The organism is Mycolicibacterium novocastrense (genome assembly GCF_001570485.1).
Classification (GTDB): Bacteria; Actinomycetota; Actinomycetes; order Mycobacteriales; family Mycobacteriaceae; genus Mycobacterium; species Mycobacterium novocastrense.
Genome location: NZ_BCTA01000028.1, coordinates 287,531 through 310,159 on the forward strand (window position 1 = coordinate 287,531; position 22,629 = coordinate 310,159).

Here is a 22,629-nt window from a genome sequence, read left to right on the forward strand (position 1 = left end):
AACTGGTACCAGGCTGAGCGCTCGCCGTGCGGGCCGGACACCCTAAGCTGGGTCGAGTGGCGATCTCCAAAGTCGAGCGGCTGATGAACCTCGTGATCGCGCTGCTGTCGACGCGGAACTTCATCACCGCCGAGCGGATCCGTCAGACTGTTTCGGGATACGCCGACAGCGCCAGCGACGAGGCCTTCTCCCGCATGTTCGAGCGCGACAAGAACGAGTTGCGCGATTTGGGGATTCCGCTGGAGACGGGGCGGGTTTCGCAGTTCGACCCGACCGAGGGCTACCGGATCAACCGCGAGGCCTACGCGCTGCCCACGGTCGAACTGACCCCCGACGAGGCGGCCGCCGTCGCCGTGGCCACCCAGTTGTGGGAATCCCCGGAACTCATCACCGCCACCCAGGGCGCGTTGCTGAAGCTGCGCGCCGCAGGTATCGACATCGACGCCGTGGAGGCCGCGCCGGCGATCACCTCGACCGCTGCCCTGCCCGGGCTGCGCGGCTCCGAGGAGGTGCTCGGAATCCTGTTGTCCGCCATCGATTCCGGACAAGCCGTGCAGTTCACGCACCGACCGTCGCGCAGCGACCCCTACACCACCCGCACGGTGGAACCCTGGGGCGTCATCACCCACAGGGGCCGTTGGTATCTGGTGGGCCACGACCGCGACCGCGACGCCACACGCACCTTTCGGCTCTCCCGCATCGGCGCCGAGGTGACCACCGTCGGCCCACCCGGTGCGGTCAAGCGACCGCAGGACGTCGACCTCCGCGAAGTCGTCGAGCGCGCAGTGGGTGAGTGGCCGTCCGGCGGCCAGGCGCGGGTCTGGATCGCCGACGGCAAGGGCACCGCGCTGCGTCGACGGGCCGCCTCGGCGACGCCCCACACGCACAACGGCCGCGCGGGCGAGGTGATCACCATCGACATCGGCATGTTCGACCGGTTGGCGCGCGAGGTCGCCAGTTACGGCCCCGACGCGGTGGCGCTCGAGCCCGATTCGTTGCGCGACGATGTGGTGGCCCGGTTGACCGCGCAGGCGGATCGCGCATGACGGCCGTGTCGACGCGGCTGGTCCGGCTGCTCAACATGGTGCCGTACTTCCAGGCCAACCCGAGGATCACCTACGCCGAGGCGGCCTCCGATCTCGGCGTCAGCGTCAAGCAATTGCGCGAGGACCTCAACCAGCTGTGGATGTGCGGGCTGCCCGGATACGGCCCCGGCGATCTGATCGACTTCGAATTCTCCGGCGACACAATCGAAGTGACGTTCACCGCCGGTATCGACCACCCGCTGCGGTTGACGTCGCCGGAGGCGACGGGCGTGCTGGTGGCCCTGCGCGCGTTGGCCGAGGTGCCCGGCATGGTCGACCCGGAGGCGGCGCGCAGCGCGATCGCGAAGATCGAGTCCGCGGCGGGCACGGTAGGCCAGGACGGCGCGGCCGTCGACGAGCCCGCGCCGATCGAGAGCGAGGCGGCCGCGGCGGTGCGGGAGGCGGTGCGCGACGGGCACGCCTTGTCCATCGAGTACTACTCGGCTTCGCACGACGTGCTGACCAGCCGCATCGTCGACCCGATCCGGGTGGTGCTGGTCGGCGACCACAGCTACCTGGAGGCGTGGTGCCGAACCGCCGAGGGGGTCCGACTGTTCCGTTTCGACCGCATCGTCGACGCGCAGGTGCTCGACGAGCCGTCGTCGCCGCCACCGCCGGCGGTGCAGGCCGAACCGGACACCTCGCTGTTCGACGCGGACCCCTCGCTGCCGTCGGCGACGCTGCTGATCGACCGGTCGGCGGCCTGGATGTTCGACTACTACCCGCTGCGGGTGAGCCGAGAGTTGCCCGACGGTGGCTGGGAGGCCGCGATGACCTACGCCTCCGACGACTGGATGGCCCGGTTCGTACTCGGATTCGGGTCGGCCGTGCGGGTGCTCGAACCCGCCCATCTTGCGGAGAGGGTGCGGGAATCGGCGCAAGCGGCGCTGCGCGCATACGGCGCGCAGGCTGAGTGACGGTAGACTGGCCGCGACGTCTGGAGGTGACCTAAATGGGCGGTCTACAACCCTGGCACTGGGTGATCGTTATCGCCGTATTCGTGCTGCTCTTCGGTGCCAAGAAGCTCCCGGACGCGGCGCGCTCGCTCGGCAAGTCGATGCGGATCTTCAAATCGGAGATCAAGGAGATGCAGGCCGATTCCAAGTCGGACACGCCGCCGGCCACTCCGATCGCCTCGGAGCGGGTCGACAACGCCGCTCCGGACAACGCAACGGCTCCGGCAACCGAGCATCCCTCGGACAAACGTCCCGCCTGACCGTCGAGAATCGACTGACCGCGGCCACGCTGCCGCGTAAGTAGGCATGCCGTGCAGACCCCAGGACTGTTCAAGAAGCTCGATCCTCGCCGACGGCGCTCGCGGGTCAACCCCGACGGCACGATGTCGCTGGTCGAGCATCTGCATGAGCTTCGCACCCGGCTGCTGATCTCGGCGGCCGCCGTCGTCGTCACGACGATCCTGGGCTTCCTCTGGTACAGCCACGGCGTGTTCGGGCTGCCCAGCCTCGGCGACTGGCTGCGCGGCCCGTACTGCGATCTGCCGCCCTCGTCGCGGGCGACCATCGCACCCGACGACGAATGCCGCCTGCTGGCCACCGCGCCCTTCGACCAGTTCATGCTGCGCCTGAAGGTGGCACTGACCGCGGGCATCGTGCTGGCCTGCCCGGTGTGGCTCTATCAGATGTGGGCCTTCATCACCCCCGGGCTGTACAAGAAGGAGCGCCGCTTCGCGGTCGCGTTCGTCACCGTCGGCGCCGTGCTGTTCGTGGCGGGCGCGGTGCTGGCCTACGTGGTGTTGGCGACCGCGTTGGGCTTCCTGCTCACCGTCGGCAGTGACGTGCAGATCACCGCGCTGTCCGGCGATCAGTACTTCGGCTTCCTGATCAACCTGCTGCTGGTCTTCGGTTTCAGCTTCGAGTTCCCGCTGCTGATCGTGATGCTCAATGCCGTCGGAGTGCTGACCTACGAGCGGCTCAAGGCGTGGCGCCGCGGGTTGATCTTCGCGTTGTTCGTGTTCGCCGCGCTGTTCACCCCGGGATCGGACCCGTTCTCGATGCTGGCACTGGCGCTCGCCCTGACGGTGCTGCTCGAGTTCGCGATTCAGATCGCGCGGCTGCACGACCGGCGTAAGGCCCGGCGGGCCGCGCTCGAGGACATCTCCGACGACCAGGCCGCACCGATCGAACCCGCCGAGCCCGTCGAAGCGTCCAGCACCGTGCCGACGTCCGCGCGGCATGTGGTCGATGACGATGCCACCTAGTGAATCGGGCTGCGAGCTGGCCCGTTTCGCCGAACAGTTGTCGTTTGCGCTCGACGACTTCCAGCGCCGCTCCTGCGAGGCACTGGAGAACGGGCACGGAGTGCTGGTGTGCGCACCCACCGGCGCGGGCAAAACCGTCGTGGGGGAGTTCGCGGTGCACCTCGCGCTGGCGGCGGGCGGCAAGTGCTTCTACACGACGCCGATCAAGGCGCTGAGCAACCAGAAGCACAACGACCTGGTGCAACGCTACGGCCCGGAGAAGATCGGACTGCTCACCGGCGATCAGTCGGTCAATGGTGACGCCGACGTGGTGGTCATGACCACCGAGGTCCTTCGCAACATGCTCTACGCGAATTCGGCGACGCTGCAGGGCCTTTCGTATGTGGTGATGGACGAGGTGCACTTTCTGGCGGACCGCATGCGCGGCGCGGTGTGGGAAGAGGTCATCCTGCACCTGCCCGACGAGGTGCGGCTGGTGAGCCTGTCGGCGACGGTCAGCAACGCCGAGGAGTTCGGCGGCTGGATCCAGACCGTACGCGGGGACACCACGGTCATCGTCGACGAACACCGTCCCGTTCCGCTGTGGCAGCACGTCCTGGTCGGCAAGCGGTTGTTCGACCTGTTCGACTACCGCGCCACCCGGGCGGCTCGCGGCACCACGAAACCGAACCGGGAGCTGCTGGTCGACCCGGAGTTGCTGCGCCACATCGCACATCGGCGCGAAGCGGACCGGCTGGCCGACTGGCAGCCCCGTGGCCGCGGCCGCAACCGGGGCAGGCCGACGATGTACCGGCCGCCGTCGCGGCCCGAGGTGATCGCCACGCTGGACCGCGAAGAGCTGCTGCCCGCAATCACGTTCATCTTCTCGCGTGCAGGATGCGACGCCGCGGTCAAACAGTGCCTGCGGTCATCGCTGCGGCTGACCACCGACGAGGAACGCGCCCGCATCGCCGAGGTCGTCGACCGTCGCTGCGGAGATCTGCCCGAGGCCGACCTGATCATCCTCGACTACCACGAGTGGCGAGAAGGCCTGCTGCGCGGCCTTGCCGCCCATCACGCCGGCATGCTGCCGGTGTTCCGCCACACTGTGGAGGAGCTGTTCTCCGCGGGCCTGGTTAAGGCGGTATTCGCCACGGAGACACTGGCTTTGGGCATCAACATGCCCGCGCGAACGGTAGTGCTCGAACGGTTGGTGAAGTTCAACGGCGAACAACACGTGCCGTTGACGCCCGGCGAGTACACGCAGCTGACCGGTCGCGCGGGCCGGCGCGGCATCGACGTCGAAGGCCACGCCGTGGTGCTGTGGACCCCGGACGTCGAACCGGCCGAGGTGGCCGGATTGGCATCCACCCGGACATTTCCGCTGCGCAGTTCCTTTGCGCCCTCGTACAACATGACCATCAACCTCGTCCAGCAGATGGGTCCGGCTCAGGCGCACAAGCTGCTGGAGAGCTCGTTCGCGCAGTACCAGGCCGACCGTTCGGTGGTCGGGCTGCGCCGCGGCATCGAGCGCGGCGAGCGGATGCTCAGCGAGATCAATGCCGAACTGGGCGACGACTCGATCCTCGACTACGTCCGGCTGCGGATGCAGATCTCCGAACGCGAACGCGCCCAATCGCGGGCGTCGCGGCTGCAGCGCCGCAGGGCGGCCAACGAGGCGCTGGCCTCGCTGCGCCGCGGCGACATCATCACGATCACCCACGGTCGCAGAGGAGGCTTGGCCGTCGTGCTCGAAGCCGCCCGCGACGACGAGGATCCGCGCCCGTTGGTGTTGACCGAACATCGCTGGGCCGGGCGGATCTCGTCGGCCGACTACTCGGGAACGTCCGCCCCGATGGGCACCATGCCGTTGCCCAAACGCGTCGAGCACCGCAATCCGCGCGCACGGCGCGACCTCGCCTCGGCGCTCATCTCGGCGGCCGAGCGCCTGGATGTGCCGTCGAGGAAGGGAAGGCGCAGTGGGCCCGCGCGTGAGAGCGCCGAGCGCGACATCGACCCCGAGTTGGCCTCGTTGCGCGAGCGATTGCGCTCGCACCCGGCTCATCACCGGCCCGACCGGGAGGAGAAGGCCCGGCTGGCCGAGCGCTACCTGCGCATCGAACGCGACAACGAACAGATCCGGCAGAAGGTGGCCGCGGCGACCAACTCGCTGGCGCGCACTTTCGACCGGATTGTGGTGCTGCTGACCGAACGTGGCTTCATCAGCGGCGCCGCGGACGATCCCAAGGTGACCGACGACGGCCGCCTGCTGGCCCGGATCTACAGCGAAAGTGACCTGCTGGTGGCCGAGGCGCTGCGCACCGGCATCTGGGAGGGGCTCGACGCCGCCGAGCTGGCAGGCGTGGTGTCGGCGGTGCTCTATGAGGCGCGCGGTGACACGCCGGGCGCTCGCGAGGGTTTCGACATCCCGACCGGCAGACTGCGCCGCGCGCTCAACCAGACGCGGCGGCTGTGGACAGAGCTGCGTGCCGACGAACAGCGCCACCGCATCACGGGCAGCCGTGAGCCCGACGACGGGTTCGTCGCCGCGATCTTCCGGTGGGCCACGACCGGCGACCTGACCAGTGCGCTGGCCGCGTCCGACGCCACGGGCAGCGGATCACCGCTGTCGGCAGGCGATTTCGTCCGGTGGTGCCGCCAGGTCCTGGACCTGCTGGACCAGGTACGCAACGCCGCGCCCGGCGCCGGGCTGCGAAGCACCGCGAAACGCGCGATAAACGACGTTCGACGCGGCGTCGTGGCTGTTGATGCGGGGTAATGTGTCGGGAGCAAGACGCCCAGGTATTCGCGGCTCGGCCGCGGGTGAACAAGGAGTGATATGAGCGGACCGCAGGGATCTGATCCGACGCAGTCGTGGCCAGGCCAGCAGCCGGAACAGCCTTCGGACCAGCCGTCCAGCGATCCATCGGCCAACCAGCCGTGGCCGCCTCAGGGCGGCGATGCGACCCAGGCGGCGCCCAGCTGGCAGCCGCCCGCCTACGACCCGTCGCAGAGCCAGCAGCAGTACCCGCAGTACCAGCAGCCGGCGTATCAGCCGCCGCAGCAGTACCCGGGTGGCGAGCAGTACGGACAGCAGCCCAGCGAGTACACCCCGCAGGCCTATCAGCAGCCGGGGCAGTACGGGCAGCCCCACTACGGGCAGCCATACGCACAACCCGGTCAACCGGGCTACCAGCAGCAGCCCGGCCAATACGGCGACCAGGCCGGCCAGTACGGACAGCAACCCGGCCAGTACGGCCAGCAGCCGGGTCAGTTCGGCCAGTACCCGCAATACGGCACACCGGGTGCCGAGGAGGGTTCGAAGCGCTCGCTGGCGGTGATCGGCGGCGTGATCGGCCTGCTGGCGGCGGTCATCGTCGCGGTCGTGCTGGTCATGGGCTTCTGGAAGCCGGGCTTTTTCGTCACCACCAAGCTCGACATCGACGCCGCGCAGTCCGGGGTGCAGCAGATCCTCACCGACGAGGCCAACGGATACGGCGCCACCAACGTCAAGGACGTCAAGTGCAATGACGGCCAGAACCCGACCGTCGAGAAGGGCGGCACCTTCAACTGCGAGGTCAGCATCGACGGCACCAAGCGCCAGGTGACGGTGACCTTCCAGGACGACAAGGGCACCTACGAGGTCGGCCGACCCAAGTAGGCCGCTCAGCCGTCGAGTCCGTCGAGGGCTTTCTGCAGGCGGCCGATCGACGATGTCACGCCGTAGGTCTCGGCGAGTGTGACGACCTTGCGCGGATGCTCGGCTGCCAAGGGGAGTGTGTCGTTGGGTGTCGACCAGTCCAGTTCGGCGTCGGTGGCGACCTTGACCACCGGGGCCGCCGCCTCGATGTAGTCGGCGGCCCTGAGCAGCTTGGTCCGGTACGCCTTGCTCATCTTCGACTTCGGGTCGTTGGCCGCGGCGAGGATGTTCTCCAGCGATCCGTGCTGTGCCAGCAGCGTCGCAGCCGTCTTCTCTCCGATACCGGGCACGCCGGGCAGGCCGTCGCTCGGATCGCCGCGCAGCAGTGCCAGCTCGGCATACGCCGGACCCGCCCGGTCCACCCGCACGCCGTACGTCTCGGCCACTTCCTTCGGGCCCCATTTCGTGGCCTTGGCCAGGCCTCGGCCGAGGTAGAGGACCCGAACCGGGACCGGCTCGTCGCGCACCAACTGCAGTAGATCGCGATCCCCGCTGACCACCACCACCGGATCGCGCTTCTCGCGCGCGGCCAGGGTGCCCAGCACGTCGTCGGCCTCACACTCGGCGGCGCCGGCGGTCGGGATGCCGAACGCGTCGAGGATCTCGAAGATCATGTCGACCTGGGGGGTGAGGTCGTCGGGCACCTCCTCGACGTCGGGCTCACCCTCGGGGTTCTCCTCGAGCACGCGGTGCGCCTTGTAGGACGGAATGAGGTCGACGCGCCACTGCGGTCGCCAGTCGTCGTCGCGGCACACCACCAGCCGGCCGGGGCGCTCGCGGGTGATCACCGTCGCCATGGCGTCCAGAAAGCCGCGTAGCGCGTTCACCGGGCGGCCGTCCGGCGCCGTGATCGAGCTGGGCACCCCGAAATAAGAGCGAAACCACATGCTGGCGCCGTCGAGCAGGACAAGGGGAGCGGCCACGGTCACTGACAGTAGCGCGGTCGACGAGCCCGGTCGCCGGCTATCCGGGCGCGGATTAGCCTGAATCCCATGACGGCCAACCGATTCAGCACCGATGTCTACGCCTACCGGCTACGCGCCGCCGCGTCCGCCGCGGCCGATGCCGGCCTGGCGGGCCTGGTCATCACGCCGGGTTACGACCTGCGCTATCTGGTCGGTTCCCGCGCGCAGACTTTCGAGCGTCTCACGGCGCTGGTGTTACCGGCCGACGATGACCCGACCATCGTGGTGCCCCGGCTGGAGTTGGCGGCGCTCAAGGAGTCGGCGGTGCCCGAACTCGGCTTGACGGTGCGCGACTGGGTCGACGGCGACGACCCATACGCACTTGTGGGCGAGGCGCTGGGCGGGGGGACGCGCGCGGTCGCGGTGACCGACTCCATGCCCGCCCTGCACCTGCTTCCGCTCGCCGAGGTCCTCGGAACGGTACCGGTGCTGGCCACCGACGTACTGCGCCGGCTGCGGATGATCAAGGATCCGGCCGAAATCGACGCGCTGCGCAAGGCGGGGGCGGCGATCGACCGGGTCCACGCCAGGGTCCCCGACTTCCTGGTGCCCGGCCGCACCGAGGCCGACGTCGCTGCCGACATCGCGGAAGCCATTGTCGCCGAGGGGCATTCGGAAGTCGCCTTCATCATCGTCGGTTCCGGGCCGCACGGGGCCGACCCGCACCACGAGTGTTCGGACCGCGAACTGCGCGCCGGTGACATCGTGGTCGTCGACATCGGCGGACCCTACGAGCCCGGCTACAACTCCGACTCCACCCGTACCTACAGCATCGGCGAACCCGATGCCGACGTCGCCCGTCGCTACGCGGTGCTGCAGCGCGCCCAGCGGGCCGCGGTCGACGCGGTCCGGCCCGGGGTCACCGCCGAACAGGTCGACGCCGCCGCCCGCGACGTGCTGGCCGCCGAGGGGCTGGCCGACGCGTTCGTGCACCGCACCGGCCACGGCATCGGGCTGTCGGTGCACGAGGAGCCCTACATCGTCGCCGGTAACACGCTCACCCTCGAGGAGGGCATGGCGTTCTCCGTCGAGCCGGGCATCTACTTTCCCGGCGAGTGGGGCGCGCGCATCGAGGACATCGTGATCGTCACCGCCGAAGGGGCCGAGCCGGTGAACAACCGCCCGCACGAGCTGGTGGTCGTGCCGGTCAGCTGATTCGCGGTCAGTCGGCGACGCGGTCCAGCAGGCCCGAGGAGCCCAGCACCCGCTCGACACGAACCTCGATCACGACGCGTTTCGGGTTGATCCGCGGCGTGCGGTACCGCTGCGCGTAGCGCAGTTCGGCGTCGCGGACGGCGTCGGGATCGGTGTTGACCTTGGCCTTGCCCTCGAGCGACAACCACCGCGCACCGTCGACCTGGCTCAGCACGGCCACACCCTGCCGCTCGGCGTTGACGGCCTTCTGCGAACCTCCGCTGGTGATGACGCGGGCGATGTGGGTGGTCGGGTCGAAGGTGAAACCGACGGCGACGACGTGCGGCGAGTTGTCCGAACGCAGGGTCGTCAGCATCGCGAGATGACGCTCGGACAGGAACGCGAGCGCGTCGGTGGTGAGCCGGGTGGTCGCCCGGCGGCTGGACTGGGCCATCGGGCTTCACCGTAGCGCAGGACATAATCGCAGCCATGACAGACACGGCTGACTCTCGTCCGCCCTTGGTCGTGGTCTTCGGCGGGCGCAGCGAGATCGGCCTCGAGGTGGCCACGCGCCTGGCGTCCGGGGCGGCGGTGCTGCTGGCGGCGCGCCGCTCCGACGAGCTGGACGCGGAGGTGGCCGCCGTTGCTGCCGCGGGCGCCGCGGCCGTGCATGTGCGCGAGTTCGACGCCGACGACCTGGACTCGCACGGTCCGCTCGTCGAGTCCATCGTCGCCGAGCACGGCCCGATCGACACCGCGGTGCTGGCGTTCGGCATCCTCGGCGATCAGACCCTGGCGGAGAAGGATCCCGCGCATGCCGCAGCGATCGTGCGCACCGACTTCGTCGCCCAGGTCAGCCTGTTGACCGTGCTGGCGGACACGATGCGCGCTGCGGGCGCCGGGGCCATCGTCGCGTTCTCGTCGGTGGCCGGCGTCCGGGTGCGACGCGCCAACTACGTCTACGGGTCCGCGAAGGCCGGGCTGGACGGGTTCTGCAGCGGGCTCGCCGACGCGCTGCACGGCTCGGGGGTGCACCTGCTCGTGGTTCGGCCGGGGTTCGTGATCGGGCGGATGACCGAGGGCATGACGCCCGCGCCGCTGTCCAGCACACCGGGCCAGGTCGCCGACGCCACCGTCCGCGCGCTGCGTAAGGGCCGCGGCACGGTGTGGGTGCCCGCGCCGCTGGCCGTGTTGGCGCTGGCGTTCCGGATGACGCCGCGGTTCGTGTGGCGGAGGTTGCGGCGATGAGCGCTTGCGCGAAGAGCAGAGGGCGGCGATGAGCGCTTGCGCGAAGAGCAGAGGGTGGCGATGACGATCATTGTGGTGGGCATCGGCGCCGACGGCATGCCCGGACTGTCGCCGGTCGCCAAGGCCGAACTCACAAGGGCCACCGTGATTTACGGCTCGGGGCGCCAATTGGCGCTGCTCGACGACACCGTCACCGCTGCGCGCCGGGAGTGGCCGTCACCGATGCTGCCCGCGCTGCGCACGCTGCTCGACGGGGCCGAGGGTGACGTGCACGTGGTGGCCAGCGGTGACCCACTGCTGCACGGTGTCGGCAACTCGCTGATCCGGCTGTACGGCGCGGACCGGGTCGCGGTGCTGCCGCACGTGTCGTCGGTGACCCTGGCCTGCTCGCGGGTGGGCTGGTCGGTGCAGGACACCGAGGTCATCAGCCTGGTATCGAGCGAACCGCACACCGCGGTGCGCCGCGGCGGGCAGGCCGTCGTCATGTCGCGCGATCGTTCGACTCCCGCGGCGCTGGCGCGCTTGCTGACCGACACCGGCCGCGGCGACTCCGAGGTCACCGTCCTCGAGCAACTCGGCGGCCCCGCCGAGCGGCGCCGAACCGCCACCGCGCGGGAATGGGCGGCGCGGCCTCCCGGTGACGTCGACGATCTCAATGTGGTTGCGGTGCGCTACCTGCCCGACGAGCGGCGGCTCGGAGTGCTGCCCGACGAGCTGTTCGCCAACGACGGGCAGATCACCAAACAACCGGTGCGCGCGGTGACGCTGGCCGCCCTGGCGCCGCGCCCCGGACAGCTTCTCTGGGACGTCGGGGCGGGCTCGGGCAGCATCGCGATCGAATGGTGTCGCAGCGGGCCGGGTTGCCGCGCAGTGGCATTCGAGCGCGACGAGCGTCGCCGCAAACGCATCGCCGAAAACACCGTCGCATTCGGCGCCCGCGTCGAGGTGCAGGCCGATGCGCCCGCGTCGTTCGACTCGCTACCGGCGCCCGACGCCGTCTTCATCGGCGGCGGCATCACTCAACCCGGACTGCTGCAAGCGTGCTTCGACCGGTTGCCGTCCGGTGGCAGGCTCGTCGCGAACGCCGTCACGGTGGAGTCAGAAGTACTTGTTGGCCAATGGTATTCACGATTAGGCGGTGAGCTTCGACGTTTCGAGCACCACCGCGGCGAGCCGCTGGGCGGTTTCACCGGCTGGCGCCCGGCCATGCCCGTCACGCAGTGGGCGGTGGCCAAGCGATGACCGTCTACTTCATCGGTGCCGGCCCCGGTGCCGCCGACCTGATCACCGTTCGGGGGCAGCGCCTCCTGCAGCGCTGCCCGGTGTGCCTCTACGCCGGTTCGATCATGCCCGAGGACCTGCTCGCGCTGTGCCCGCCGGACGCGCGCGTCGTCGACACCGGTCCGTTGACACTCGACCAGATCGTCACCGAACTCGCCGACGCCCACGCCGCGAACCTCGATGTGGCGCGGTTGCATTCCGGTGATCCGTCGATCTACAGCGCTCTGGCCGAGCAGTGCCGCCGCCTCGACGATCTCGGTATCGACTACGAAATCGTTCCCGGCGTCCCGGCATTCGCCGCGGCCGCCGCCGCACTGGGCCGCGAACTCACGGTCCCCGGCGTCGCGCAGACGGTCACGCTGACCCGCGTGGCCACCTTGTCGACCGCGATGCCGCCGGGGGAGGACCTGCAGACACTGTCGGCGCCCGGCGCCACCCTGGTGCTGCACCTGGTGGCAGCGCAGATCGACACGATCGCCGCGGAGCTGCTGGCCGGCGGCTACCGGCCCGAAACAGCCTGCGCGGTGGTCGCGTTCGCGTCGTGGCCCCAACAACAGGTGGTGCGCTGCACGCTCGAGGATCTTGCGGCGCAGACCAAGGCGGCGGGGATCACGCGCACCGCGGTCATCGTCGTCGGCGACGTGCTGGCGGCCGAGGGGTTCGCCGACAGCTACCTGTACTCGTCGGGGCGGGTGCGGCGGGGGCGGCACTGATGCGAATCCTGTTGCTGGGCGGCACATCGGAGGCCCGCGCACTCGCCGCACGGCTCCACCCCGACATCGAGGTGATCAGCTCACTGGCCGGGCGGGTGCCCGACCCCGCGCTGCCGGTCGGAGAGGTGCGCGTCGGCGGGTTCGGCGGCATCGACGGCCTGCGGAGGTGGGTGCGCGACGAACAGGTGGACGCCGTCGTCGACGCCACGCATCCGTACGCCGCGACGATGACCGCCCACGCCGCGGCCGTGTGCGCCGAGCTTCGGTTGCCGCACCTGGTGCTGGCGCGGCCCCCTTGGCCGGCCGGCGACGCGGTGGTGGTCGGTGACGATCGTGAGGCCGCGAATGCCGTTGCCGCCGAGAGATTTCAGCGGGTCTTTTTGACCACCGGCCGATCCGGGGCCGCGGCGTTCCGCGACGTCGACGCGTGGTTCCTGATCCGCGCCGTCACCCCACCCGAATCGGAGGACCTGCCGTGGCGGCATCAGGTCGTGCTGTCGCGCGGACCATACCGCTACGACGACGAGTTGGCGTTATTGCGTGAGCACCGCATCGACGCGTTGGTGACCAAGAACAGCGGTGGGTCGATGACGCGACCCAAGCTGGATGCCGCCGCCGCACTCGGGATACCGGTGGTGATGGTGGATCGGCCACCGCTGCCCGCCGGGGTGACGACTGTCGCCACGGTGGACGAGACGCTCGACTGGGTGGCGGCGATCCGGAAGGCACGGACCAGCGACTGACCGCAGCGCTCACTGCCCCGCAGCAGAGTGGGCACCGATCATCAGGGCTGCGAGATCGTCGGGTTCGAGGAACGACGGCGGAGGCGGCGGCCCCCAGGCGTAGAGGCCCTGCAAACCGTGCAGCACCTCGGGGCTCCACAGTTCGTCCTCGGGGACGGTATCCATGTCGGAGTAGTACTCGGAGAAGTTGCCCGCCGGATCTTTCAGGTACCAGAAGAAATTGGCGCCCGCATAGTGGCGGCCGAGACCCCAGATGTGGCGTTCGGGATGACCTTCCAGCATCGACTGGGCACCGCGGCCGACCTCGTCGATGTCGTCTACCTGCCAGCTGGTGTGATGCATGAAGTTGACCGGCGCAGCCATGACCAAGAGGTTGTGGTGTTCGACAGAACAGCGCAGGAAGGCGGCTTTGTCGCCCATATAGTCGCTGACTTTGAAGCCCAACCCGTCGACGAAGAACCGCATCGTCGTTTCGAGGTCGACGGAACCGATCACCGCGTGACCCAGCTTGCTCGGCTGTACCGGCCCCCGCCGGGCAATGAAAGGTGCGCGGCCCCCACGGTCGATGCGTCCGGGGCCGTTGTACGCGGTGGCAGCGACGGCTGGTTCGACAACGATCCGGGGCCGGATCTCGACGGTGACCCGAGTCCCCGTAACGGGTTCACACGCCGAGCACATGATCGTCGAGCAATGCACCTCGGCGCCCAAGGTGGCGAGCCGCGTGGCGGTGCGTGCGACGTCGTCCTCGTCATCGGCTGCGATGGTCAGCTCGACTAGCCGGCGCCTAGGCGTATGCATGATTTTTAGTTGGTCACCCCCGTTGCGGGTGGCGAACACGCCGCCCCCGCGGTGCGTGAGGCCGAATTCGCGGTAATAGGCGACGGTTTCGTCGACATTTGGTACGCCGATGGTGGCTTTGGCCAAGCCGTGCAATGCCATGGTGCTCCTATCAAACGGCGAAGGTCCCCGATGTCCTCGATCCAGCGATCCCGAAGACTTCAACGTCGCAGGGCTCGATACCGTTCACAGCGGGTTCGGCGGTGCCACGGACCTGCAAGTGGGGAGCAGTAGCCGCCTCGAAGCGCCCGCGGTCTGCGGGCACCGAGTTCTTACTGCGTCGGCTCGCCTACCGATACGACGCGATGAGCTCCAGGGTCTGCAGTTCGCGGATGGCCCGGCAACCGCGACTCAACATCGCCAGCATCATCTCGTCGCCGCGCTCGGTCGACGTCGCGAACGCCGTGCCGAGCGCCACGAGCAGTGGCGCCTGCACCAAGCCCAGGCGGTAGTCGGTCCAACAGGTTTCGAGGTCGTAATCGCCGACGCCGTAACCGATCAGAGTGCGGTGGTAGCGCTCGACGAGGTCGCGCTCGATCTGCGCACGCACGGACGGGTCGAGGCTGGTCGCGGTGAAGTACGCGAGATCGCGCGCTGGCAGGCCGATGCCGATGGTCTGCCAGTCGACCACCGTAATGCGGGTGTGGCCGGGGTCGAACAACATGTTGTCGAGCCGGTAATCACCGTGCATCAATGCATAACGGTCCGGCTCGGCCATCAGCCAGTCGGTGACCGAAGCCATTGCCGCGGACAGTGTTTCCTGGTCCTCGGGGCTGATCGAAGACCCGAGGCGGTCGATCACGATGCCGGCGGCCATGTTGCAGACGTCACCCATGCCCTTGGCCGCTTCGCTGTCGCCTGGCTTCGGCATGACGATGGCGGACAGATCCATCCACTCGGGCTCGCACCAACTCGGGCCGTGCAGCCCGGCCAGCGCTTCGACGGCAAGCTGCGCCTCGACAACACTGCACCCGGCGATCTGGTCGCCCTGCACCGCGGGCGCCATATCCGCGAGCAGGAGGACGACGTCGGTGCCGTCCTCGGAGATGTCCTGATGGAAACTGCGCGGGACGGGGATTCGCATCCGGTCGGCGATCAGCGAGTAGAACTCGACCTCGGAGCGGTAGCCCAGTGCCACCCGCTCACGCACCGCGTCGTCCTGCGCAGACAGCTTGATCGCGAACGTGGCGGGCAGGCCGGTGTCCGCGCCGTATGTCGCCGACACTCGGTACGTGGCGCCGGTCTGGCCCGTTCCGATCGGCGTGACCTCGACCGTGTCGACGTCAGCTCCCAGCACTGATCCGAGCCACGCGGGCGTTACATCTTCGGGCCCCCGTGGAATGGCGAGTACGGATGTCACGCGCCGGACATTAACACCCTCGACCGTCGCGAGCGCTCACCCTTGTACGAATCAAGCCCCGCCGATTCTGTCCGGGCTGAGCGCTCGCGGCACGTCAGATGCGGGTGAGGCGAAGCCTCCAGGCCTCCGGCCCGCGTTCGATGTAGTCGAACGAGATCCGGCCGGCTGTGCGGTCGTGCAGCTGGTGCAGTAGCGGCACCGGGTCGTGAGGCGCGACCAGCACCATGCTGGCGCCGACCGGAACCGCGTCGAAAGCGCCGAAAACCGTGGCGTGCCGGAACGAGTGCGGCACGTCGCGTACGTCGAGAACGGGTTCCTCGGCGTCGGCTCCGCAGCCGCAGCTGTGGCCGCCTTCGGCATGGTGGTGGCCGCCGATCAGTTCGTGCATCCCGTCGAGGGAGTCTGCCAGCGAGATTTCCGGGTCGGAGGCGACGATCGGCAGGATCCGGTCGTTCTCGTCGACGAGGTGGGCCTCGAACACGACCCGCAGCGCGTGCCCGGCCGCGGCCGCGCGCACGGGTGACTGCTCGGTGCGAATCCGGTCGACCAGACCGCCGATGACGCGGTGCGCGGCGATCATCGACTCGATCAGCGGCCGGGCCCGTTCGGTATGGGCGGCGGCGGGGTAGAGGCGAGCCTCTTCGGCTGTGGCGTGCGGCAGCAACTCGTCGGTCAGGAATTCGAGGGCCGCGGCGCGCGCCGCTTCGAAACCGGCGCCGCGTTCGGCCGCCGACACCATCGCCTCCGTCAGCGTCTTGAGGTGTCCGGCCAGCTCAGCGTGGTGATTCTTGACCGTCTCGGCCGCCTCCGCATCCGCGGGTGTGGTGGCGACGATCAGTTCGTTGACAGTCATGATGGTTTCCTTTCGGCTGTGCTGGCCCTACAGATAGCAATTTACTACAATTATTTCCGTGGTAAATAGCGCACCGCCGCTCGGGCCCTCACCGGCGCCTTCGGCGACTGGTCCGGTGCCCTTGTCGGGGCAACGGTTGAGGGTGCTCGAGCATGTGCGCGCGCACGCCCCGGTCCGCACGGTTGATGCGGCGGCGACGCTCGGGCTGCACCAGAACACCGTGCGCGAGCACCTGGACGCGCTCGTCGACCTCGGCCTCGTCGAGCGCGCCACCGAACCTGCCGCCGGGCGCGGCCGGCCCGCCGCGCTCTATCGGCCCTCGGCGGCCGACCCCGCGGTGCGGGTCCGTGACTACGCGGGTCTTGCCACCGCCCTCGCCGGGCATCTCGCCCGCACCAGCGCCGACCCCGAACGCGACGCCCGCGCCGCCGGCATCGAGTGGGGGCGCGAGTTGGCCGACGAGGTGGCACGGACCGACGGCGATGCGCGCCAAGCGGTCCTCGACGCACTGGCGCGGCTGGGCTTCGCGCCCGACGACGAGGGTGCCGAGCGCGGGGTGGCGCTGCGGCGCTGTCCGCTGCTCGAGGCCGCCCGCCGCTACCCGAGCGTGGTCTGCCAGGTCCATCTCGGCATCGTCGAAGGGTTGCTGCAGAGCATCGACGCGCCGACCGGGCCCGGCCTGGACCTGATCCCGTTCGCCGAACCCGGCGCCTGCCGGTTGTTCCTTCCGGATCCGGTGGTGAAAAGCCATGGCTGAGAACCGGATTCCCCCGCGGGCACTGCTGCTGGTTCCCGGCGCGTTCGCACTGCTGGCCGGACTGGACGCGGGCCTGTTGCGGCTCGGACTGCCGGCTCCGATCGACACCGCGAGATTGGCCGACGCGCACGGGATGCTGTTGGTGCTCGGCTTCGTGGGCACCGTGATCGCGGTCGAACGCGCGGTCGCGTCGGGCCGGCGGTGGTGCTACCTCGCTCCGGCGTTCCTGGGCCTGGGGGCCGTTCTGCTCGTGAGCCCGGCGCCGCGCCGCGTCGCCGACCTCGCCCTGCTCGCGGGGGCTGCGCTGCTCGCAGCGGTATACGTGCCGCTGTGGCGGCGCAGCTGGGATGCGGCCGTGCTGGTGCAGGCGGCGGGCGCTGTGCTGGCGACGGGCGCGGCGCTGCTGTGGGCCGCCGGGCTGCCGGTGTCCGACCTGCTGGGCTGGCTGGCCGGATTCCTCATCCTGACCATCGCCGGAGAGCGCCTCGAACTGGCCAGGGTGGCGATGCTCGGCACGAACGCCGAAGTCCTGCTCGTCGCGTCGTCGACGGCCGTGGTTCTCGGCGCGTTGGCTCAATTACTCTGGCCGACAGTTGGTTTCGCGCTGCTCGGCGGTGCGGTCCTGGGCATCACCTGCTGGCTGCTGCGATTCGACATCGCCCGGCGCACGGTCCATACGACAGGGCTGACGCGGTACATGGCCGTGTGCCTGCTGGCCGGATACGCGTGGCTGGCGGTGCCGGGCCTGACGTGGCTGGTGGTGGGTCCCGTGCACTCCGGTGGCGGCTACGACGCGGTGGTGCACGCGGTGATGCTCGGGTTCGTGCTGTCGATGATCATGGCGCACGCACCGGTCATCATGCCTGCGGTGCTGCGCCGCCCGGTTCCGTACACCCCGGCGATGTACGGCCCCGTCGTGTTGCTGCACGCATCGCTGCTGCTGCGGGTGGTCGTCGGAGACGTGCGCGGTGTGGAGTGGGCGCTGCAGGCCGGCGGGGTGCTCAACATCGTTGCCGTGCTCGCCTTCGCGGGGGTTGCCGTTCATGCGGCGACGCGGCGCCGGCCGATCGGGGTGCCGGCATGAACCGCTCCCGGTGGCACCTGCGGGTCGGATCGATCGTATTCGCCTGGCTCACAGCACTTGTGGTGATTGCGATCGTTCACAGGTCGGTGCCGGCGTCGGGATGGCTGCTGATCCATCTTCTCGGCCTGGGGGCGGCGGGTAACGCGATCCTCATCTGGAGCCGACACTTCGCCGATGCGCTTCTGCGTCGTCCGCCGGACTCCTCGCGGGCCGGGCAGGCCTGCGCCCTCGCGGCTTTCAACCTCGGCGCGGTCGCGGTGGTCGCCGGCATGGTCCTGTCCTTCTGGCCGGCGGTCCTGGCCGGTGGCATCGCGGTTGCCAGCGTCGCGCTGGCCCACGCCGTCACGTTGGTGCGGCAGTTGCGCTCCGCGCTGCCCTCACGCTTCGGTGACACCGTTCGCTACTACGTCGCTGCCGCAGCGCTGCTTTCGATCGGGGCGGGACTGGGTGTGGCGATGGCCAACTCGACGCTGCCCGGCGCCCTGCACGACCGGTTCGTCATCGCCCACGCGGCGGTCAACTTGTTCGGTTTCGTCGGGCTCACGGTGCTGGGCACGTTGGTGACCCTGTGGCCGACGATGCTACGCACCCGGATGGCCGACGGCGTCGAGGTCGCCGCCCGGCGTGGGTTACCCGGGCTGGTAGGGGGATTGACGGTGGCTGCGTCGGGGGCGGTTGCCGGTTCGCCGGTGGTGACCGCCACCGGGGCGCTGGCCTATCTGGCGGCGACGCTCTACGTGCTGTGGCCACATCTCGACGAATTTCGGCGTAAGCGACCGGGAAGTTTCGCGACGCTGTCGGTGCTGTGCGGGGTGGTGTGGCTGGTGGGCTCGCTGAGCTACGCCGTGGTCGCCTTCGCCACCGCGCCGACGTGGCCCGCTCTGCTCGACAGGGCCGGTCCGCTCACCGTGGCGGTGCTCGCAGGGTTCCTGGTTCAGGTGCTGTTGGGCGCGCTGAGCTATCTGACCACCATCGTCGTCGGCGGACGCGCCGCTTCCATCGCGGCGACAACCGAATTGGAGCGCGGCGCACCGTGGCGGCTCGCGGTCGCCAACTTCGCGCTTCTGTTGTGTGTGCTGCCGACGCCGAGCCTGCTGCGGGTGGCGGCGTCGGTCTTGGTGGTGACGTCCTATGCCGCGTTCCTGCCGCTGTTGGCCCGCGCGGTGTGGCGGGCACGCAGACTCCGTGAGACGCCGTCGACGCCGGGACCGCCGCCGTCCGGACCGCCGGTGCGACAGCGGCTCGGCGTCGCCGCCGCCGGACTGGCCGTCGTCGTGCTCACGGCAGCGGCCGCAGTGGCCGCGGACCCGTCCGCGACCGGCGTCGCGACGGCCCCGTCGGCATCGGTGCCCGCGACCGGACAGACCACCCGGGTCGAGGTGCGCATCGAAGGAATGCGCTATGTGCCCGACAACATTTCGGTACCCGCCGGCAACCGCTTGGAGGTCACGCTGGTCAACAGCGGATCCGACCACCACGACTTGGTGCTGTCGAGCGGGACCAGGACCGGCCGCCTCGCGCCCGGAGAGCAGGCCGTCCTCGACGCCGGGGTGATCGGCGCCGACCTCGATGGGTGGTGCTCGATCGCCGGGCACCGCCAGATGGGCATGACCATGTCGGTACGCGCGGACGGAATCCACCATCCGGGACACCATGAGACGGCGCCGCAATCGATCGCCGGTGACGACGTCGCGCGCAGCCTCACCACGCGGCCGGGGCCCGGCTTCAACCCGCGTGACGCCGCCTTGGCCGCCGCGACGCCCGCTCACCGCATCACGCTGACGGTCACCGAGACGACGCGGGAGGTGTCACCGGGAATCACGCAGCGCCAGTGGACGTTCGGCGGCTCGGCGCCCGGGCCGACGCTGCGGGGCAAGGTCGGCGACGTCTTCGAGGTCACCCTCGTCAACGACGGGACGATCGGGCATTCGATCGACTTCCACGCCGGGGCGCTCGCGCCGGACGTGCCGATGCGCACCATCCGACCCGGCGAACGCCTGGTCTACCGGTTCACCGCGACCCGCGCCGGCGTGTGGATGTATCACTGCTCGACGATGCCGATGTCGGTGCACATCGCCAACGGCATGTTCGGGGCGGTGATCATCGACCCGCCGGACCTCGCCGCTGTGGACCGCGAATACCTTCTCGTGCAGTCCGAGTACTACCTCGGCCCGCCGGGCGGCGAGGTGGACGCCGCCAAGGTCGTCGCCGACAAACCGGACCTGGTGGTGTTCAACGGCTACGCCAACCAGTACGACCACGCGCCGCTGACCGCACGGACCGGGGAGCGGGTGCGAATCTGGGTGCTGGCGGCCGGACCGAACCGGGGCAGTTCCTTCCACGTCGTCGGCGGCCAGTTCGACACCGTGTGGTCCGAGGGTGACTACCGGCTTCGACCGGGTCCCGGCGGCGCGCAGGCCCTCGGATTGTCAGCGGCACAAGGCGGTTTCGTCGAGCTGAGCTTCGATCAGCCCGGGCGCTATCCGTTCGTCACCCACGCGATGGTCGACGCCGAGCGCGGCGCTCACGGGATCATCGAGGTCACCGGTCACTCCGGATAGCGGCGCGGTGTGAACACCCGGTCACCGTCGTCGGTGTACCACTGCGTCTGCGACGAGCCGATGATCAGCAGGCAGCGCATGTCGACGTCGGCGGGGTCCAGGTCCGCCAGGCGCACCACCGTGACCTCCTCGCGGGGGCCGGACACGTCGCGACCGATCACCACCGGGGTACCCGGATCGCGGTGGTCGAGCAGCAGGTCGCGCATCGCACCGACCTGCCAGGTGCGGGTCTTGGACGCCGGGTTGTAGATCGCCAGCACCAAGTCGGCCTTTGCGGCTGCGGTCAGCCGGGCGGCGATCACATCCCACGGTTTGAGCCGGTCCGACAGCGAGATCACCGCATAGTCGTGACCCAGCGGCGCACCGACCCGGCTGGCGACGGCCTGCGCCGCCGTCATCGCCGGAATCACCCGCACCGAGATCCCCGGCCACTGTTTGGCCTCCTCGAGCACCGCGGTCGCCATTGCGAAAACCCCGGGGTCGCCGGACGACACGACCGCGACGGCCCGGCCCTGCTCGGCCAATGTGCACGCCAACCGGGCCCGGGCGGGCTCGTCGGTGTTGTCGCTGGGGTGCTTGCGTTGGCCGGCCCGGTTGCCGACCCGGTCGAGGTAGGGGCCGTAGCCGATGAGGTCGGTGGCCGCGGCGAGTTCACGACGGCACTGCGGGGTCATCCAGTCGGTGCTGCCCGGACCCAGCCCGACCACCGCGACTCTCCCGGTCGGCGTCTGCTGGTCGCGTCGGCCCGGCAGCATCGCCAGCGAGAAGTACGGGACGGTGGCGTCGTCGACCTCGCCGGCGCCGAGCACCCGCTGCTGTGAGGTGCTGGCCCGCTCGACGTAGAACGCGTCGTCCAACCGACCGGTTGCCGAGAGTGCTTCGCGCACAGCCGGATACGACCGTCCGAGTTTGAGTATGACCGCAGCGTCGGTGTCGGCGAGCCTGCGTGCAAGCTCGTCGGCGGGCAACGTGCCGGGCAGGATCGTCAACACCTCGTCGCCCTGGACGAGGGGAGTGGCCACCGCCGCCGACGCCGCGCTGACCGACGTCACTCCCGGCACGATGACCGCGTCGAACCGTTCGGTGAGCCGCGTGTGCATGTGCATGTAGGAGCTGTAGAACAGCGGGTCACCCTCGGCGAGCAGCGCGACGTCGCGGCCGGCCTCCAGGTGCGCGGCGATGCGGTCGGCGGCCTCACGGTAGAAGTCCTCCATCGCCCCGGCGTAGCCGCCGGGGTGGTCGGTCGTCTCGGTGGTGACCGGATAGACGAGGTGCTCTTCGATCTGACCGGGCCGCAGGTACGGTTCGGCGATACCGCGCGCGATGCTCTTGCCGTGCCGCGCGCTGTGGTATGCCACGACGTCGGCCTCGCCGATCACCCGTGCCGCCTTGACCGTCACCAACTCCGGGTCTCCGGGACCCAGCCCGACGCCCCACAATTGTCCTCTCGCCGCCTCCGGCGACTTCTCCCGTGTGCCGCTCATTCCCGTTCCGTCGCAATCGCATTCACGGCCGCAGCGGCCATCGCGCTGCCGCCTCGGCGCCCAGTGACCACCAGATAGGCCATCCCGCGGGGGCGGTCGATGAGTTCCTGTTTGGACTGCGCCGAGCCGACGAAGCCGACCGGACCGCCGAGCACCGCCGCAGGAGTCGGAGCGCCCTCGTCGAGGAGTTCGAGCAGCCGGAACAACGCGGTGGGCGCGTTGCCAATCGCCAGCACGGCACCGGCGAGCCGGTCGGCCCACAGGTCCACGGCCGCCGCGGACCGGGTGGTGCCGAGGCGCGCGGCGAGGTCCGCGGCGCGCGGGTCGGCCACCAGCGAGATCACCTCGTTGTCGGCGGGCAGCCGCGACCGGGTGATCCCCGCGGCGACCATCGACGAGTCACACAGCACCGGGGCGCCGGCGCCCAGCGCGGAGTGGGCGCGGGTAACCACGTCGGGACTGAATGAGACGTGGTCGGCGACGTCGACCTGGCCGCAGGTGTGGATCAACCGCACGACCACCCGGGCGACATCTGTGGGAAATCGCGTCAGGTCCGCCTCATCGCGGATCGTCGCGAACGACTGCCGGTAGATCTCCCCGGCGTCGCGGATGTAGTCGAGCACGCGA

Annotated in this window: 21 protein-coding genes; 14 read left to right on the forward strand and 7 right to left on the reverse strand. The window is 69.7% G+C overall.

Annotated features, from left to right (window positions below):
• The first annotated feature begins 56 nt into the window (after positions 1–56).
• From RMCN_RS12000 to RMCN_RS12025, 6 genes are read left to right on the forward strand one after another with little or no spacing between them, the layout of a single operon-like run.
• Positions 57–1,046 (forward strand): helix-turn-helix transcriptional regulator, encoded by a 990-nt coding sequence (locus RMCN_RS12000; RefSeq protein ID WP_067389258.1) that lies wholly within the window; start codon positions 57–59, stop codon positions 1,044–1,046.
• Positions 1,043–2,002 carry a helix-turn-helix transcriptional regulator gene (locus tag RMCN_RS12005; protein ID WP_067389260.1) on the forward strand — a complete coding sequence of 320 codons (960 nt, stop codon included), beginning with the start codon at positions 1,043–1,045 and terminating at the stop codon, positions 2,000–2,002. Before RMCN_RS12000 ends, RMCN_RS12005 begins: the two co-directional genes overlap by 4 nt.
• A gap of 35 nt (positions 2,003–2,037) precedes the next feature.
• A complete protein-coding gene (tatA, locus tag RMCN_RS12010; RefSeq protein WP_064404258.1) occupies positions 2,038–2,301 on the forward strand; it encodes a Sec-independent protein translocase subunit TatA in 264 nt (87 codons plus the stop codon).
• Between the two features lie 51 nt (positions 2,302–2,352).
• Positions 2,353–3,303: a twin-arginine translocase subunit TatC gene (gene tatC, locus RMCN_RS12015; RefSeq protein WP_064350056.1), complete on the forward strand. Its 951-nt coding sequence runs from the start codon at positions 2,353–2,355 to the stop codon at positions 3,301–3,303.
• Complete coding sequence (locus RMCN_RS12020) at positions 3,287–6,061, forward strand: DEAD/DEAH box helicase (protein WP_067389524.1); 2,775 nt, start codon at positions 3,287–3,289, stop codon at positions 6,059–6,061. The genes tatC and RMCN_RS12020 overlap by 17 nt, the downstream gene beginning before the upstream one ends.
• Before the next feature lie 60 nt (positions 6,062–6,121).
• Positions 6,122–6,943, forward strand: coding sequence for a DUF4333 domain-containing protein (locus tag RMCN_RS12025; RefSeq protein ID WP_067389262.1), 822 nt, complete (start codon positions 6,122–6,124; stop codon positions 6,941–6,943).
• Between the two features lie 5 nt (positions 6,944–6,948).
• Here RMCN_RS12025 and RMCN_RS12030 read toward each other — a convergent pair whose 3' ends face one another.
• The gene (locus RMCN_RS12030; protein WP_067389526.1) at positions 6,949–7,905 is read right to left on the reverse strand and encodes a 5'-3' exonuclease; all 957 of its coding nucleotides are present in this window, start codon (positions 7,903–7,905) and stop codon (positions 6,949–6,951) included.
• Positions 7,906–7,974: 69 nt separating this feature from the next.
• Between RMCN_RS12030 and RMCN_RS12035 the strand changes: the two genes are divergently transcribed.
• Entirely contained in the window at positions 7,975–9,102 is a 1,128-nt protein-coding gene (locus tag RMCN_RS12035; protein ID WP_067389264.1) for a M24 family metallopeptidase, read from the forward strand.
• Positions 9,103–9,109: 7 nt separating this feature from the next.
• On the opposite strand, the gene RMCN_RS12040 is transcribed toward RMCN_RS12035, so the two are convergent.
• On the reverse strand, positions 9,110–9,535 hold the full coding sequence (locus tag RMCN_RS12040; RefSeq protein WP_067389266.1) for a F420-dependent biliverdin reductase: 426 nt from the start codon (positions 9,533–9,535) through the stop codon (positions 9,110–9,112).
• A 35-nt stretch (positions 9,536–9,570) separates the two neighbouring features.
• On the opposite strand from RMCN_RS12040, the gene RMCN_RS12045 reads away from it, so the two are divergent.
• Genes RMCN_RS12045 through RMCN_RS12060 form a run of 4 tightly spaced genes read left to right on the forward strand, consistent with a single transcriptional unit; the run spans position 9,571 to position 13,066 of the window.
• Positions 9,571–10,329, forward strand: coding sequence for a decaprenylphospho-beta-D-erythro-pentofuranosid-2-ulose 2-reductase (locus tag RMCN_RS12045; protein ID WP_067389268.1), 759 nt, complete (start codon positions 9,571–9,573; stop codon positions 10,327–10,329).
• Positions 10,330–10,389: 60 nt separating this feature from the next.
• Positions 10,390–11,571 carry a precorrin-6y C5,15-methyltransferase (decarboxylating) subunit CbiE gene (cbiE, locus tag RMCN_RS12050; protein WP_201028829.1) on the forward strand — a complete coding sequence of 394 codons (1,182 nt, stop codon included), beginning with the start codon at positions 10,390–10,392 and terminating at the stop codon, positions 11,569–11,571.
• On the forward strand, positions 11,568–12,323 hold the full coding sequence (gene cobM, locus RMCN_RS12055; RefSeq protein WP_067389528.1) for a precorrin-4 C(11)-methyltransferase: 756 nt from the start codon (positions 11,568–11,570) through the stop codon (positions 12,321–12,323). Before cbiE ends, cobM begins: the two co-directional genes overlap by 4 nt.
• Positions 12,323–13,066, forward strand: coding sequence for a cobalt-precorrin-6A reductase (locus RMCN_RS12060; RefSeq protein ID WP_067389270.1), 744 nt, complete (start codon positions 12,323–12,325; stop codon positions 13,064–13,066). The genes cobM and RMCN_RS12060 overlap by 1 nt, the downstream gene beginning before the upstream one ends.
• A 9-nt stretch (positions 13,067–13,075) precedes the next feature.
• Here the strand turns inward: RMCN_RS12060 and RMCN_RS12065 are convergent, their stop codons facing one another.
• The 3 genes from RMCN_RS12065 to RMCN_RS12075 all read right to left on the reverse strand — a co-directional run bounded on the left by RMCN_RS12065 (position 13,076) and on the right by RMCN_RS12075 (position 16,116).
• On the reverse strand, positions 13,076–14,005 hold the full coding sequence (locus RMCN_RS12065) for a VOC family protein (protein WP_067389272.1): 930 nt from the start codon (positions 14,003–14,005) through the stop codon (positions 13,076–13,078).
• A gap of 187 nt (positions 14,006–14,192) precedes the next feature.
• Positions 14,193–15,263 carry a phosphotransferase family protein gene (locus RMCN_RS12070; RefSeq protein ID WP_067389274.1) on the reverse strand — a complete coding sequence of 357 codons (1,071 nt, stop codon included), beginning with the start codon at positions 15,261–15,263 and terminating at the stop codon, positions 14,193–14,195.
• Between the two features lie 94 nt (positions 15,264–15,357).
• Entirely contained in the window at positions 15,358–16,116 is a 759-nt protein-coding gene (locus RMCN_RS12075; protein ID WP_067389276.1) for a DUF2249 domain-containing protein, read from the reverse strand.
• A 58-nt stretch (positions 16,117–16,174) separates the two neighbouring features.
• On the opposite strand from RMCN_RS12075, the gene RMCN_RS12080 reads away from it, so the two are divergent.
• Genes RMCN_RS12080 through RMCN_RS12090 form a run of 3 tightly spaced genes read left to right on the forward strand, consistent with a single transcriptional unit; the run spans position 16,175 to position 20,518 of the window.
• A complete protein-coding gene (locus RMCN_RS12080) occupies positions 16,175–16,873 on the forward strand; it encodes a helix-turn-helix transcriptional regulator (protein WP_067389278.1) in 699 nt (232 codons plus the stop codon).
• Positions 16,866–17,957 (forward strand): DUF8744 domain-containing protein, encoded by a 1,092-nt coding sequence (locus RMCN_RS12085; protein WP_067389281.1) that lies wholly within the window; start codon positions 16,866–16,868, stop codon positions 17,955–17,957. Before RMCN_RS12080 ends, RMCN_RS12085 begins: the two co-directional genes overlap by 8 nt.
• Complete coding sequence (locus RMCN_RS12090) at positions 17,954–20,518, forward strand: multicopper oxidase domain-containing protein (RefSeq protein ID WP_067389284.1); 2,565 nt, start codon at positions 17,954–17,956, stop codon at positions 20,516–20,518. The genes RMCN_RS12085 and RMCN_RS12090 overlap by 4 nt, the downstream gene beginning before the upstream one ends.
• Here the strand turns inward: RMCN_RS12090 and RMCN_RS12095 are convergent.
• Positions 20,506–22,002, reverse strand: a complete 1,497-nt coding sequence (locus tag RMCN_RS12095) for a precorrin-2 C(20)-methyltransferase (protein WP_067389287.1) — start codon at positions 22,000–22,002, stop codon at positions 20,506–20,508. The two genes, RMCN_RS12090 and RMCN_RS12095, sit on opposite strands and share 13 nt — an antisense overlap.
• Positions 21,999–22,625, reverse strand: a complete 627-nt coding sequence (locus tag RMCN_RS12100) for a precorrin-8X methylmutase (RefSeq protein WP_067389289.1) — start codon at positions 22,623–22,625, stop codon at positions 21,999–22,001. Before RMCN_RS12100 ends, RMCN_RS12095 begins: the two co-directional genes overlap by 4 nt.
• Positions 22,626–22,629 lie beyond the last annotated feature (4 nt).

What these genes read in the sequence shown, in the direction of transcription:
- RMCN_RS12035 (WP_067389264.1), top strand. Translation starts at nt 7,975, where the DNA reads ATGACGGCCAACCGATTCAGCACCGATGTCTACGCCTACCGGCTACGC.
- RMCN_RS12025 (WP_067389262.1), top strand. Translation starts at nt 6,122, where the DNA reads ATGAGCGGACCGCAGGGATCTGATCCGACGCAGTCGTGGCCAGGCCAG.
- RMCN_RS12040 (WP_067389266.1), bottom strand. Translation starts at nt 9,535, where the DNA reads ATGGCCCAGTCCAGCCGCCGGGCGACCACCCGGCTCACCACCGACGCG.
- RMCN_RS12065 (WP_067389272.1), bottom strand. Translation starts at nt 14,005, where the DNA reads ATGGCATTGCACGGCTTGGCCAAAGCCACCATCGGCGTACCAAATGTC.
- RMCN_RS12075 (WP_067389276.1), bottom strand. Translation starts at nt 16,116, where the DNA reads ATGACTGTCAACGAACTGATCGTCGCCACCACACCCGCGGATGCGGAG.
- RMCN_RS12020 (WP_067389524.1), top strand. Translation starts at nt 3,287, where the DNA reads ATGACGATGCCACCTAGTGAATCGGGCTGCGAGCTGGCCCGTTTCGCC.
- RMCN_RS12090 (WP_067389284.1), top strand. Translation starts at nt 17,954, where the DNA reads ATGAACCGCTCCCGGTGGCACCTGCGGGTCGGATCGATCGTATTCGCC.
- RMCN_RS12085 (WP_067389281.1), top strand. Translation starts at nt 16,866, where the DNA reads ATGGCTGAGAACCGGATTCCCCCGCGGGCACTGCTGCTGGTTCCCGGC.
- RMCN_RS12060 (WP_067389270.1), top strand. Translation starts at nt 12,323, where the DNA reads ATGCGAATCCTGTTGCTGGGCGGCACATCGGAGGCCCGCGCACTCGCC.
- cobM (WP_067389528.1), top strand. Translation starts at nt 11,568, where the DNA reads ATGACCGTCTACTTCATCGGTGCCGGCCCCGGTGCCGCCGACCTGATC.
- RMCN_RS12095 (WP_067389287.1), bottom strand. Translation starts at nt 22,002, where the DNA reads ATGAGCGGCACACGGGAGAAGTCGCCGGAGGCGGCGAGAGGACAATTG.
- RMCN_RS12005 (WP_067389260.1), top strand. Translation starts at nt 1,043, where the DNA reads ATGACGGCCGTGTCGACGCGGCTGGTCCGGCTGCTCAACATGGTGCCG.
- cbiE (WP_201028829.1), top strand. Translation starts at nt 10,390, where the DNA reads ATGACGATCATTGTGGTGGGCATCGGCGCCGACGGCATGCCCGGACTG.
- tatA (WP_064404258.1), top strand. Translation starts at nt 2,038, where the DNA reads ATGGGCGGTCTACAACCCTGGCACTGGGTGATCGTTATCGCCGTATTC.
- RMCN_RS12045 (WP_067389268.1), top strand. Translation starts at nt 9,571, where the DNA reads ATGACAGACACGGCTGACTCTCGTCCGCCCTTGGTCGTGGTCTTCGGC.